The following is a 13,522-nucleotide window of genomic DNA, read 5'->3' as shown; positions in this document are numbered from 1 at the left end:
AACGATGAACCACATCTGTGGAGGGCCTGAAGCGGATCTGTGGATAAGCGGGCGGAGAGGAGCGGTGGCTGTGGATAACTGGGTCGGGGTGGTCGTGAGTGGCGATTCGGGTTCTAACCCGAATCGCCACTCACGACCACGGTGACCCAGGCCTCACCCCCGCCCTCAAGACTCACGAGATCGTTACGCGACCCTTGTAGCGTTTCGCGCTCCTCGGACGATGAGTAATTCCCTTGCCGCACAGGCATTCCGCCAAAAGCAGGCGAACGACGGACACCGGTAACGAACCCGGCCGTCCCGCCGACCAACGGGCAGCGGAACGCGGCTGGAGGAATTCGTCATGAAGATCAGCGTCTTCGGGCTCGGTTACGTCGGTTGCGTGTCGGCGGCGTGCCTCGCCGGCCGCGGGCACGATGTCGTCGGGGTCGACGTGAACCCGGTGAAGATCGAACTCGTCTCCAGCGGCAAGGCGCCGGTGGTCGAAGAGCGGATCGGCGAGCTGACCGCGGAGGTCGTCGCAGCGGGCAAGCTGAGAGCCACGACCGACGTAAGACAGGCGATCGCGGACAGCGAAGTCTCCCTGATCTGCGTCGGTACCCCGTCGGCGCCGAACGGCAGCCTGTCGACGGCGTTCCTTGAGCGCGTCGCCGAGGAGATCGGCGAGGCGCTCAAGGACAAGACCGAACGTCACACCGTCGTCTTCCGCAGCACCATGCTCCCGGGCACCTGCCTGGATCTGCTCGTCCCCATCCTCGAGAAGTCGTCCGGCCGCACCGCGGGCGTCGACTTCGGCGTCGCGGTGAACCCCGAGTTCCTGCGCGAGGGCAGCAGCGTCAAGGACTTCTTCGACCCGCCCAAGACCGTCATCGGCGAGCTCGACGCGGCCAGCGGTGACGTCGTCGCGGCACTCTACGAAGGCCTTCCCGGCGAGGTCTTCCGCGTCGCGATCCCGGTCGCCGAGATGACGAAGTACGCCGACAATTCCTTCCACGGCCTCAAGATCGGCTTCGCGAACGAGCTCGGCGCCATCTGCCGCGCGCTGGGGCTCGACTCGCATCAGGTGATCGACGTCTTCCTCGCCGACCGCAAGCTCAACATCAGCCCCGCCTACCTCCGCCCCGGGTTCGCTTTCGGCGGCTCGTGCCTCCCCAAGGATCTGCGCGGCCTGGTCTACGCCGCGCACCGCGCGGACGTCGCCGTCCCGATCCTGTCGCACGTGCTGCCCTCCAACGACGAACACCTCCAGCGCGCCTTCGACCTGGTCGCGCGCACCGGCAAACGCAAGGTCGGCCTGTTCGGCCTGTCGTTCAAACCCGGCACCGACGACCTGCGGGAGAGCCCTCTTGTCGAGCTTGCCGAGCGCCTGCTCGGCAAGGGTTACGACCTCCGCATCTACGACGCCAACGTCAGCCTTTCGCGGCTGATGGGCGCGAACCGCGAGTACATCGAGGGCAGGCTGCCGCATCTCGGCCAGCTGCTCGCCGGTTCCATCGGCGAGGTCGTCGACCACGCCGACGTCTGCCTCGTCGGCTGCACCGATCCGGAGGTCCTCGCGGCCCTCCCAGCGGGCGGCGGCCACACCATCATCGATCTCGTCCGCGTACCCGACGCCGACCGTCGCCGGGCTGAAGAGGGATATGTCGGTCTTGCCTGGTAAAGCTCTCATCCTCGTCGAGAACCTGTCCGTCCCCTTCGATCGCCGCGTCTGGCAGGAATGTCAGACACTTCGCGACGCAGGCTGGGAAGTCCACGTCATCTGTCCACAAGGGACGAAGCGGGACACCGAAGCCGAAGTCACCATCGACGGCGTCCACATCCTGCGGTACCCGCTGAAGGCCGCCACCGGTGGCCCGGCCGGGTACGTCCAGGAGTACGGCTCCGCGCTGTGGCACACGCTGCGGCTCGCCCGCAAGGTCGGCCGCGTGGACGTCGTGCACGCCTGCAACCCGCCGGACCTGCTGTTCCTGGTCGCGCTGTACCTCAAGCGCCAGGGCGCGAAGTTCATCTTCGACCAGCACGACCTCTGCCCCGAGCTGTACCTCTCGCGTTTCGACCGCGGCGAGGACTTCCTGTACCGCGCGGTCTGCGCGCTGGAGCGCCGCACGTACAAGACGGCCGACGTCGTCATCGCAACCAACGAGAGCTACAAGGACGTCGCCGTGAAGCGCGGCGGCAAGTCGCCGGACGACGTCTTCGTCGTGCGCAGCGCGCCGGTGGTCGAGCGGTTCCATCAGGTGCCGGTGGAGCCCGAGCTGAAGAAGGGCAAGCCGCATCTGCTGGCGTACCTCGGCGTAATGGGCCCGCAGGACGGCGTCGACTACGCGTTGCGCGCGCTCGCGTCGCTGCGTGACGCCGTCGGCCGCACCGATTGGCACGCCGTGTTCATCGGTTCCGGCGACGCTTTCGACGCCATGGTGGAGTTGTCCAAGGAATTGAAGCTCGACGACCAGGTCGAGTTCACCGGCCGGATCTCCGACGAAGACCTGCTGCGCTACCTGTCCGCGGCCGACGTCTGTCTTTCGCCGGATCCGTTGAACCCGCTCAACGACGTGTCGACCATGAACAAGATCATGGAGTACATGGCGATGAGCCGTCCGATCGTCTCCTTCGAGCTGCGGGAGGCCAGGGTTTCGGCCGGGGAGGCCGCCCTTTACGCCCCGGCGAACGACGAGCCGGAGTTCGCGAAGCTGATCGCGCATCTGCTCGATTCGCCGGACCAGCGGGCCGCCATGGGTGAGCTGGGACGGGCGCGCGTCGCCGGTCCCCTCTCGTGGGAGAACTCCCAGAAAGCCCTGCTCGCGGCCTATGCGGCCGCGGTTCGTTGATCGATTTCCCGGTCGCGTTTCGAACAAGAGTCGGGCAACCCTGTAACCAACGCGGTGGCCGGTCCGACGGGATTCATGCACACCCCCACGCACCGGACGGAGATCCCGGCTTTGACTGACGACACGGTGCGCCTGTCCATGATCGGGCAGGTCTTGCGCGGGAGGTGGCGGACCCTGGTGGTCCTGGCCCTCCTCGGCGCCCTGGTCGGCGCGGGATCGTCGTTGATCCTTTCTCCCGGTTACCGGACGACGTCCAACGTGCTGCTGCAGGGCCCGCGTGAGGCGGACGAACTGCTCACCCAGGCCGAGGTGGCGACCAGTTCGGTGGTGCTCGACCGGGCCGCCGCCGTCCTCGGCCGCGGCAGCGGCGCCGACCTGCGTGACCGGGTGAGCACCACGGTCGCGCAGGGCAACGTCATCACCATCGCCGCGACCGACGACTCCGCCGAGCACGCGCAGCAGGTCGCGGATCAGGTCGCCCAGGAATTCGTGAAGTACTCGACGCAGGTCCTCGCCAGCACCGGCGACGCCGCGGTCAAGGTGGCGCAGGAACGCCGCGAGACCCTGCGCCAGCAGGTCGCGCAGACGAACCAGCGGATCACCGAACTGACCGAGAAGGTCTCCGACGGGACGACCTCGGTGGAGACCGTCCAGCTGCGCACCGAGCTGGCCGCGCTGCGGTCGTCGATCGAGCAGGCGATGTCGACCCTCAACGCCACCGACACCACGAGCGGCGGCCTCGGCAGCATGGTCGTCATGGGCGCGGCCCAGCGGCCGACTTCGGCGGCGGCGCCGACGTTGCCGCAGCTCGCCCTCGGCGGCGCGGCGCTGTTCTTCGTGTTCGGCCTGCTCGGTCACCTGTTCGCCGCCCGCACCGACCGGCGGTTGCGGGACGAAGAGGAGATCGGCGCGGCGCTCGGCGGCCCGGTGCTGGCCACTGTCGACATTCCCGACATCGCCGACGAGGCCGATCCCGAAGCGGAGCGGAGCCTGCGGGCGAAGCTGCTCGGCGACGACCGGCCGTGGAACATCCGGCGGATCGACGTCACCCCCGAAGAGATCGACGGCGACGTCCACTATCGCCGCCTCGTGTCCCGGCTTCCGCAGCGGCGGCTGCTGGTGCTGGTGGCCGACGGCGATCACGCCGCGCGGACCGCGGCCGCCAGGATCGCCGAACTCGCCGGCCGCCGGTTCACCGTCGTCACGGTGGCACCGGGACGGCCGGTCGTGGAGGACCAGGCCGCCGAAGGTGTGCTCGTCGTGCTCGGTCTGGGCACGCGGACCGCGTGGGAACTGGTCGGTGTCGCCGAGGCGTGCGCCGACGCGGGGCTGGCCGTGGTGGGGGCGGCTCTGATCCGTCCCGTGCGGCCGACCCGGCCCCCGAAGCCCGGGAAGCAGGCTGGGAAAGATCGAGAAGCACTGGCAGGTACACCGTGACGACCGCCGAAAAAGAGAAGTCCGAGCCGCTCATCGATCTCCAGCGGCTCGTGGTCTCGGTCCGGCGGCGTCGTCGCCTGTGGCTGGCCACCGCCCTCGCCGGGCTCATCGCCGGTGGGCTCGTGGCGACGTTCCTGCCGTCGCCGCCCACGGCCGTGGCGAAGATCCTGGTCGTCCACGCGGACGATTCGCCCAGTGACAGCGGCACCCTGATGGAGACCGACGTCGCCGTGCTGCAGACGACGAAGATCGCCGGAGACGCCCTCAAGAAGCTGAACAGCACGCAGCCGCCCGAAGAGTTCCTCAAGGACTACACCGGGCTCGGCGTGACGAACAACGTCCTCCAGGTGACGGTCAAAGGCAAGGACAACGCCGACGCGGTCGCCCGCGCGCAGGCGCTCTCCGACGCCTTCATCGCCGAGTACGTCGCGCGCAACCAGGCCGGCGCGGCGGCCGAGCAGAAGGCCTTGCTCGATCAGCGCAATCAGGCGCAGACCGAGCTCGCCGGTATCCAGAACGACATCGTCGCCGAAGAGGCGAAGCGGAACCCCAACCCGGCCCAGCTGGAGCGGCTGTACTCCCGCCGCGCGGAGCTGACGTCCAAGATCTCCGACTACGACGGCCGCGCGCAGGAGGCGGGCATCGGCACGCCGAAGGTCGGCGCGGGGACGCAGATCGTGGACGCGCCGCGGATCCTGCCGAAGTCGCTGCTGAAATCCGCGGGCACCGCCGCCGGGATCGGCCTGGTGCTCGGCCTGCTGGCGGGTCTCGTGCTGGCCGCCATCGGCAGCGTGGTGAAGGACCGGCCGGTGCTGCGGCGCGAGATCTCCCGCCATCTCGGCGCGTCGGTGATCGCGCAGCTGCCGAAACCGCCGCGCTGGTTCCGGAAGGGCCGTGCGCTGGAGCAACGCAAACGGGTCGCGACGACGCTGATCCGCACGATCCGCGAGGACGACGGGACGGTGTCGCTGCTCGACCTCGGGGCGCGCGCCACGACGGCCGCGCTGGCCGCCGACATCGCGAACGAGCTCGCGGAGCAGGGCCCGGTCGCGCTGGTCGACGAACTGCCGAAGGCCGGTCTTCGCGCGCTGGCCGCCGGAGGCAAGATCCGCGTCCTGGACCGCGACGAGCCCAAGGTTCCCGGTGAACGCCGCATCGGCGTCGGTTCGATCGAGCCCGGGACCGCGTGGACGGATCTCGAACACCTCGGCGCGGAAGCGATCCTCGTCGTGCGTGCCGGGCAGGCGAACACCGAATGGCTGCACACCGTCGCGCGTCAGCTGGCCGAACGGCGGATCCCGATCATCGGGGTCGTACTGGTCGACCCGGATCCGCGCGACCACACCGACGGCACCCTGTGGGACGGCCTGCACACCGCGCTGCGCGGCCGGGCCGCCGCGCCCGCGCGGGCGCCCGAGCCCGCGCGCCGTCCGCAGCCGAAGCCGGTCGAGATGTTCCCGGACGACGAGCCCACCGTGCGGCGGCTCGCGGTGGCGCCACCCGAGACCGCCCCGCGCCGCACGCCGACACCGTACAAACGGGCCGAGGAGAACGCCGCCGACCAGCCGACCACCCGATTCGCACCGGTCACGCAGGACAACGCCGAAGCCTTGTAAGGGGAGCGAAAGCAGATGTGCGGTATCGCAGGGGCCTACCACTGGCCGGACGGGGGACCGCTACGGGATCGGCTCACCAAGACCCTCGCCCACCGGGGCCCGGACGGTTCCGGCCGATACGACCACGGAGATGTCCACTTAGGACACCGGAGGCTGTCGATCGTCGATCTGACCGAGACCGGCGCGCAGCCGATGGTCAAAGACGGGCTCGCGCTCACCTACAACGGCGAGCTGTACAACGCGCCTGAGCTGCGGAAGGAACTCGAAGCCACCGGTGTGCGCTTCCGGGGCACGTCCGACACCGAGGTCCTGCTGGAAGCCTGGCGCGCCTGGGGCACCGATGGCTTGCACCGGCTGCGCGGCATGTTCGCCTTCGGTGTTTTCGACGAGCGTTCCGGCGAGCTGGTGCTGGTGCGCGACCAGCTGGGCATCAAGCCGCTTTTCCTGGTGCGCCGCGGCAAGGGCGTCGTCTTCGCGTCCGAGCTGAAGGCTCTGGCCTCTGAGCTGGGCGGCTCGCTGACCGTCGACGACACCGCGCTCGTCGCGTCCCTGCTCTACTACTGGGTCCCGGACAGCCGCTGCGCGTTCAAGGAGGCCGAGAAGCTGCCGCCGGGCAGCTGGGCGCGGTTCCGGCCGAACGGCGACGTCGACCGCGGCACCTTCTGGTCGCTGCGCCAGGTCGCCGAAGAAGGTGCGGCCTACGAGGGCGACTTCGACCTCAACGCCGTCATCGAAGACTCCACGCGCAAGCACCTGATCGCGGACGTGCCGGTCGCGACGTTCCTCTCCGGCGGGCTCGACTCCAGCTACCTGACCGCGATCGCCGCGCGCGAGCGACCGGGGATCTCCGCGTACACCATCGGTTTCCGCGCCGAAGACGCGAAGTTCGAGGCGATGCCGGACGACCTGATGTACGCGAAGAAGGTCGCCGCGAAGTTCGGTGTCGACCTGCACGAGATCGAGATCGCGCCCCAGGTGCTGGATCTGCTGCCGCGGATGACGTACCACCTCGACGAGCCGATCGGTGACCCGGCGGCGATCAACAGCTACCTGATCTGCACCGCCGCCCGCGAGGCGGGCGTCAAGGTGATGCTCTCGGGTATGGGCGCCGACGAGCTGTTCGCCGGGTATCGCAAGCATCTGGCGAACAAGATCGCCGTTCAGTACCAGCGGGTTCCGGGTCTCGTCCGGCGTCCGGTGGAGTCCCTTGTGGACAGACTGCCGGTGGCGACGTCGAAACGCGGCTTCCGGTCGGTCCGGTTCGCCAAGCGGTTCCTCTCGTTCGCGGAGCTGCCGGAGGAGACCGCGTTCCGGCGCAGCTACACGATGTACGACCAGGCCGAGCTGGCCGGTCTGCTGAACCCGGACCTCGCCGGCGCGGTCGACGACGTGATCACCGAGCACGCGGACACCTACCACGACAACACGTTGTCGGACTTCGTGAACCGCATGTGCCTGGCCGATTCCCGGCTCTTCCTGCCGGGGCTCAACCTCGCCTACACCGACCGGTCCAGTATGGCGGCCTCCACCGAGGTGCGGACGCCGTTCGTCGACGTCGAGGTCGTGAAGGCCGCGTTCCGGATCCCCGGTGACCGGAAGATCGTGAAGCGCCAAGGGAAGATGGCGCTGAAGGAAGCGGCGCTGTCCATTCTTCCCGCCGAGATCGTGCACCGGCCGAAGGGCCTGTTCAGCGCGCCGCTGCGGGCCTGGATGAGCCGCGACCTCGCGCCGCTGGTGCGCGAGGTGACGAACGAAGGTGAACTGGTGAAGGCCGGGTTCCTCCGTCGTGAGGCCTTGCGGAAGCTCGTGGACGAAGACGCGTCCGGGCAGCAGGACCGGTCCAAGCACCTCTGGCACATCTTGACCCTCGAGTACTGGTACCGGGGCGCCGTCACAGCTCGGTCCAGCGGGTCGTGAGTGGCGATTCGGGTTAGAACCCGAATCGCCACTCACGACCAACCGGACCCACACTCGACCGCCACCCTGATCGCTGAGGAGCGACGTGAAGCAGGTAGTGCAGAACTACAAGAGCGGGGAGCTGGCGCTCCTCGACGTCGAAGTGCCCGCGTGCAAACCGGGGGGTGTGCTGGTCCGCACCGCCTACTCGCTGATCTCCACCGGCACCGAGATGATGAAGGTGTCCGAGGCGAGCCTTTCGCTGGTGGGCAAGGCGAAGGCCCGGCCGGATCAGGTCGCGAAGGTGATGCAGAGCGTCGCGACGAACGGCCTCGGCGCCACGTACCGCAAGGCGATGAACAAACTCGACTCGTACACGCCGCTGGGGTACTCGCTGTGCGGTGTCGTCGAGGAGGTCGGCGCGGGAATCGACGACGTCGCCGTCGGGGACTACGTGGCGTGCGCGGGGAACGAGCACGCGCTGCACGCGGAACTGAACTGGGTGCCCAAGAACCTCTACACCAAGGTGCCCGGCGGGGTCGATCCCCGGCACGCCGCGTTCGGCACGGTCGGTTCGATCGCGATGCAGGGTGTCCGCCAGGGCGAACCGCAGATCGGCGACATCGCGCTGGTCATCGGGCTCGGCCTGATCGGTCAGCTGGTCGTGCAGCTGCTGGTCGCCTCCGGGGTCCGCGTGGTCGGCGTCGACCCGGACCCGGCGCGCTGCGAGCTCGCCGAACGGCTCGGGGCGCTGAAATGCGGGGACCCCGGGTCCGGCGTTGTCGACACCGCGGTCGCGGAGATCAGCTCCGGGCACGGCGTCGACCAGGTGTACCTCGCCGCGGGCGGCAGTACGAACGAGCCGGTGGAGCTGGCCGCGAAGCTGGCCCGCGACCGCGGCCGGGTGATCGACATCGGCAAGTGCTCGCTGAACCTGCCGTGGAACGCCTACTACGAAAAGGAACTCGACGTCCGGTTCTCCCGTTCGTACGGCCCCGGCCGCTACGACCCGGAGTACGAACTCGAAGGCCGCGACTACCCGATCGGCCAGGTCCGCTGGACCGAACGACGCAACCTGGAATGCGTCGTCGACCTGATGGGCAGCGGCCGTCTCGACGTCGAGCCGCTGATCTCGCACGTATCGGCGTTCTACGACGCCGTCGAGACGTACCGGAAGCTCGACGAGGGCGAGCTCAAGGCCGTCGCGGTGCTGTTCGAGTACGAGAAGCGCGCCGCCGCCACCACCGAGCCCGTCACCTCGGTTTCGCTGCCCAAGCCCGTCACGAGCCGCGCGGTGCCGAAGATCGACACCCTGCGGGTCGGCTTCATCGGCGCCGGCAACTACGCGTCCTCGATGCTCCTCCCGCATCTCGTGCAGATGGAGTACATGGACCTCTTCGAGGTCGTCACCACGTCCGCGCTCTCGGGCGCGAACGCCAAGCGCAAGTTCGGCTTCGCCCGCGCCTCCACCGACGTCGACGCGATGCTCGAAGACGAGTCGATCCACGCCGTGTTCATCGTGACCAGGCACAGCTCGCACGCCGAGCTGACCAGGCGCGCGCTGCTCGCGGGCAAGGCCGTCTTCGTCGAGAAGCCGCTCGCGCTGTCGGAGAAGGAACTGGAGATCGTGCTCGGCGCGATCGAGGAATCCGGCAACGACCGGCTGCAGGTCGGCTTCAACCGCCGGTTCGCCCCGCTGCTGAACGAGGCGATGCGCAACTTCGGCCCGCGGATCGGCCCGGCGTCCGTGCGCTACCTGGTCAACGCCGGTCAGCTCGACGCGAACAGCTGGTACAACCAGGCCGACAGCGAGGGTTCGCGGTTCGCGGGCGAGGGCGGCCACTTCATCGACACGGTCAGCTGGCTGCTGGGCTCCGACCCGGTTTCCGTGTACGCGACCGCGACGCCCGGGCACCAGGACCTCCAGATCCTGCTGCGCTACCCGGACGGCTCGACGGCGTCGATCGCGTACACCACCAGCGGTTCGTCGGCGTTCCCCAAGGAAACGATCGATCTCACCGCCGACGGCAAGGTGCTGAAGTTCGACGACTTCGCGCGCGCGTCGGTGTTCGGCCGCAAGAAGTGGGCCAGCTCGCGTATCCCGAAGGGCCGGGACAAGGGGCAGGAAGCCGAACTCGAAGCGTTCGTCGACGCGCTGAGCACCGGTGTCGCGATGCCGGTCTCGGTCGAGTCGCTCGTTTCGACGACGCTGGCCACCCTCGCGGTGAACCGCAGCCTGGAGACCGGGATGCCGGTCCGGATCGGACTCGGCTGATGGATCCGTCCTGGTACCTGCGAAGACTGTCGCGGATGGGGCCCGCCGAGATCGCCGGCCGGGTCACCGACGTCGTGCGCAAACGTCAGTGGCGCGGGGTCGCGGGGGAGAAGCCGACCTGGCTGCCGGTTCGCCGGTTCGTGACGGTGCCCGGTGAAGACGTCCTCGCCGCCGTTTCGGGCGAAGCCGTGAAGGATCTGCTCGTGGCCGCCGACCGGCTGATGGACGGGCGCGCCGAGTACTTCGGCGTCGAGCGGGACGACCTCGTCGCCCCGGACTGGTCGTACGACCCGAAGACCGGCCGCCGCGCGCCGTCCGACGTGTACTCCTTCGACATCCCGTACCGGAGCGAGGACGCCGTCGGCGACATCAAGCAGATCTGGGAGCCGTCCCGGCACCAGCACCTCACCGTGCTGGCCGCCGCGTACGCCCTGACCGGCGAGGATCGGTACGCCGAACGCGTCGCCGCGCACCTGAAGTCGTGGTGGGCGGCCAACCCGCCGATGCGCGGGGTGCACTGGGTGAGCGGGATCGAGCTCGGCATCCGGCTGCTGTCGTGGGTGTGGGTCCGGCGCCTGCTCGACGGCTGGGAGCGGACTCCGTCGCTGTTCGAGGACAACCCCGTGGCGCTCGGCCAGATCTGGCACCACCAGCGCTGGCTGGCGGCGTTCCCGAGCCGGGGTTCGTCGGCGAACAACCACGTGATCGCCGAGGACGCGGGGCAGCTCGCCGCGGCCTGCGCGTTCGCCTGGTTCCCGGAATCCGCGCGATGGCGGGAAGCGTCGATGGCGTCGCTCGACAAGATGCTGCGGCACAACACCTTCGACTCCGGGCTCAACCGGGAACTCGCCACCGAGTACCACGGGCTCGTGCTGGAGCTGGGGCTCGCCGGGGCGCTGGAGGCGAAGGCCGCCGGCGTCGCGGTGCCCGAGTCGACCTGGCTCGTGCTGCTCCGGATGACCGACACGCTCGCGTCCATTGTGGACAATAAGCTGCGCCCGCCGAGGCAGGGCGACGCGGACGACGGCTTCGGGCTGATCGTCGATGGTGACGAGACGAGCCGCTGGGCGTCGCTGCTCGACACCGGATCCGTCCTTTTCGGACGGTTGGACTGGTGGCCGGAGACGCCGGGCGGTGACGTCCGCACGCAGCTCTTCTCCGCGCTGGGCAAGGACATTCGGGTCGACACGCGGCGCCCGGCGCGGCGGCGGGACGACTTCGCCGACGCCGGGATGACCGTCCTGCGGGACGGCGACGTCTGGTGCCGTTGCGACGGCGGGCCGCACGGCTTCCTGTCCATCGCCGCCCACGCGCACGCGGACGCGCTCTCGGTGGAGGTCCGGCACGACGGCGTCGACATCCTCGCCGACCCCGGGACCTACTGCTACCACGGCGAACCGGAGTGGCGGTCGTACTTCCGGTCCACGGCCGGGCACAACACGCTCGAACTCGCCGGCACCGATCAGTCCGTCTCCGGCGGCCCGTTCCTGTGGACGAAACACGCCGTCACCACCGTGCTCGCGGCGGGCACGCCGTCACGCTGGAGCGCGGAACACGACGGCTACACGCCGTCGATCCACCGGCGTTCGGTGGAACTCGACGGCGCTGAGCTGCGGATTCTCGACGAGGTCCGCGGTGGGATCCGGCCGTGCCGTCTCGCGTTCCACTTCGGCCCGGCCGTCGAGGTGATCCTCACCGGAGCGACGGCGAAGTTGTCCTGGACGGCCGATGGCCGGGAACGGAGCGCTTCGCTGGAACTACCGTCGCAGCTCAGGTGGTCCGCGCACCGCGGCGAGACCACCCCGCCGCTCGGCTGGTACTCGGCCGGGTTCGGCCGTCGCGAGCCCGCGTGGACGCTGATCGGCGCCGGGACCGCCTCGACCGAGATGACCACCGTGCTCACCTTCGACGCCGAGGGGCCTCCGTTGTGACGGTTCGACCGCACCGCTTCCTGCCGATCCTGCTGGCCGCGGCGGCCTTGGCCGCCTGCACCTCGGGCCCCGCCGACGAGGCGGGCGCACCGCCCGACCCCGGGCGAGCGCCGTCCGGCGGCGTGGCCCAGGTGTGCGGCAAACTGCCGCCGGGTCCGGCGGCGGCACCGGCGGGAGCGGTGACGGTCGATCCGGCCGTCGCGGGCGATCTCGTGGCGAAGACCAGGGCGAACGGCCCGGGGACGACGTTCTGGCTGGCATCCGGCACCCATCGGCTCGGCGACGACCGCTTCGACCAGGTCCAGCCGAAGGCCGGGAACGTCTACCTCGGCGCGCCGGACGCCGTTCTCGACGGCCGGAAGATCAACCAGTACGCCTTCTCCGGCAGCGCCGCCGACGTCAAGATCCAGTACCTCACGGTGCGGGGCTTCCTGGCCCCGCGCGACGAGGGCGTGGTCAACCACGACTCGGCCCCCGGCTGGATCATCGAGCACAACACGGTGCAGGACAACGAAGGCGCGGGCCTGATGGCGGGCGCGCGGCAGCAGGTGCGGGGGAACTGCCTGCGGAACAACGGGCAGTACGGGATCAACGCCTACGAGGGGAAGAACGGGATCACCGGGCTCGTCGTCGAAGGCAACGAGATCACCGGGAACAACACCGGCGACTGGGAGAAGAAGGTCGAAGGCTGCGGCTGCACCGGCGGCGTGAAGTTCTGGTCCGTCGACGGCGCCGACGTCCGCGGCAACTGGGTGCACGCCAACCGCGGCGTCGGGTTGTGGGCCGACACGAACAACAACGACTTCCTGATCGAGGGCAACGTCGTCGAGGGCAACGACAGCACCGGGATCATGTACGAGACCAGCTACAACGCCGTCATCCGCGGCAACACCCTCCGCCGCAACAACGGAGTGGACGGCAAGTCCTACATCGACCGCGGCGACAGCTTCCCGGTGGCGGCCATCTATGTCTCCGAATCCGGCGGCGAGCCGAGGGTGAAGGCGCGCACGGACAAGGTCGAGATCGCCGGGAACGTCCTCGAGAACAACTGGAACGGCATCACGCTCTGGGAGAACTCGGACCGGTTCTGCAACAGCCCTGCCAACACCTCGTCCGGCGCGTGCACGCGGCTGGTGCCGGACCACGAGACCTGCGCCCGGCCGTCGATCGCGTCCGGCCCGCTCTTCGACGACTGCCGCTGGAAGACCCAGCGCGTCGAGATCCACCACAACCGGTTCGTCCTCGACCCGGCCGTCGCGGGCTGCGAGAACACCTGCGCGCGGATGGCCGTGCTCGCGAACTTCGGCACGTATCCGGACTGGTCGCCGTACCAGGGCGAGGTCGTGCAGCAGGCGATCACTTTCGCCCAGGGCAACAAATGGCACGACAACACCTACGTCGGCCCGTGGAACTTCGTCGCCTTCGAACCGAGCCGGAACCTGAGCATCGGAGAATGGCAAGGCGGCCCGTACAACCAGGACGCCGGATCGACCTACAGCCGTCAAGGGGGAGGCTGACATGCGGCAGAGAACCCGCTTCCCG

Annotated in this window: 8 protein-coding genes; all 8 read left to right on the top strand. The window is 69.2% G+C overall.

The features are described from left to right. Window positions 1–340 precede the first annotated feature (340 nt). The 8 genes from NQK81_RS20050 (at window position 341) to NQK81_RS20015 (ending at window position 13,497) form a co-directional block, all read left to right on the top strand. Window positions 341–1,657: a nucleotide sugar dehydrogenase gene (locus NQK81_RS20050; RefSeq protein ID WP_257489329.1), complete on the top strand. Its 1,317-nt coding sequence runs from the start codon at window positions 341–343 to the stop codon at window positions 1,655–1,657. Beyond that, entirely contained in the window at window positions 1,638–2,825 is a 1,188-nt protein-coding gene (locus NQK81_RS20045; RefSeq protein WP_257489328.1) for a glycosyltransferase family 4 protein, read from the top strand. Before NQK81_RS20050 ends, NQK81_RS20045 begins: the two co-directional genes overlap by 20 nt. Before the next feature lie 138 nt (window positions 2,826–2,963). Then, window positions 2,964–4,262, top strand: a complete 1,299-nt coding sequence (locus NQK81_RS20040; protein ID WP_257489799.1) for an exopolysaccharide biosynthesis protein — start codon at window positions 2,964–2,966, stop codon at window positions 4,260–4,262. Then, window positions 4,259–5,878, top strand: coding sequence for a Wzz/FepE/Etk N-terminal domain-containing protein (locus NQK81_RS20035; RefSeq protein WP_257489327.1), 1,620 nt, complete (start codon window positions 4,259–4,261; stop codon window positions 5,876–5,878). The genes NQK81_RS20040 and NQK81_RS20035 overlap by 4 nt, the downstream gene beginning before the upstream one ends. Window positions 5,879–5,893: 15 nt before the next feature. Beyond that, window positions 5,894–7,795, top strand: a complete 1,902-nt coding sequence (gene asnB, locus NQK81_RS20030) for an asparagine synthase (glutamine-hydrolyzing) (RefSeq protein WP_257489326.1) — start codon at window positions 5,894–5,896, stop codon at window positions 7,793–7,795. Between the two features lie 85 nt (window positions 7,796–7,880). After that, on the top strand, window positions 7,881–10,049 hold the full coding sequence (locus NQK81_RS20025; protein ID WP_257489325.1) for a bi-domain-containing oxidoreductase: 2,169 nt from the start codon (window positions 7,881–7,883) through the stop codon (window positions 10,047–10,049). After that, on the top strand, window positions 10,049–11,980 hold the full coding sequence (locus NQK81_RS20020) for a heparinase II/III family protein (RefSeq protein ID WP_257489324.1): 1,932 nt from the start codon (window positions 10,049–10,051) through the stop codon (window positions 11,978–11,980). Before NQK81_RS20025 ends, NQK81_RS20020 begins: the two co-directional genes overlap by 1 nt. After that, window positions 11,977–13,497 carry a right-handed parallel beta-helix repeat-containing protein gene (locus NQK81_RS20015; RefSeq protein ID WP_257489323.1) on the top strand — a complete coding sequence of 507 codons (1,521 nt, stop codon included), beginning with the start codon at window positions 11,977–11,979 and terminating at the stop codon, window positions 13,495–13,497. Before NQK81_RS20020 ends, NQK81_RS20015 begins: the two co-directional genes overlap by 4 nt. Window positions 13,498–13,522 lie beyond the last annotated feature (25 nt).

Source organism: Amycolatopsis roodepoortensis (assembly GCF_024628825.1).
Classification (GTDB): Bacteria; Actinomycetota; Actinomycetes; order Mycobacteriales; family Pseudonocardiaceae; genus Amycolatopsis; species Amycolatopsis roodepoortensis.
Note: the sequence above shows the minus strand (reverse complement) of the source record. Positions and strands in the feature narration are given on the sequence as shown.

Bases quoted from the DNA above. Each gene is read 5' to 3' on its own strand.
- asnB (WP_257489326.1), top strand. From the start codon at position 5,894: ATGTGCGGTATCGCAGGGGCCTACCACTGGCCGGACGGGGGACCGCTA.
- NQK81_RS20045 (WP_257489328.1), top strand. From the start codon at position 1,638: ATGTCGGTCTTGCCTGGTAAAGCTCTCATCCTCGTCGAGAACCTGTCC.
- NQK81_RS20040 (WP_257489799.1), top strand. From the start codon at position 2,964: ATGATCGGGCAGGTCTTGCGCGGGAGGTGGCGGACCCTGGTGGTCCTG.
- NQK81_RS20020 (WP_257489324.1), top strand. From the start codon at position 10,049: ATGGATCCGTCCTGGTACCTGCGAAGACTGTCGCGGATGGGGCCCGCC.
- NQK81_RS20050 (WP_257489329.1), top strand. From the start codon at position 341: ATGAAGATCAGCGTCTTCGGGCTCGGTTACGTCGGTTGCGTGTCGGCG.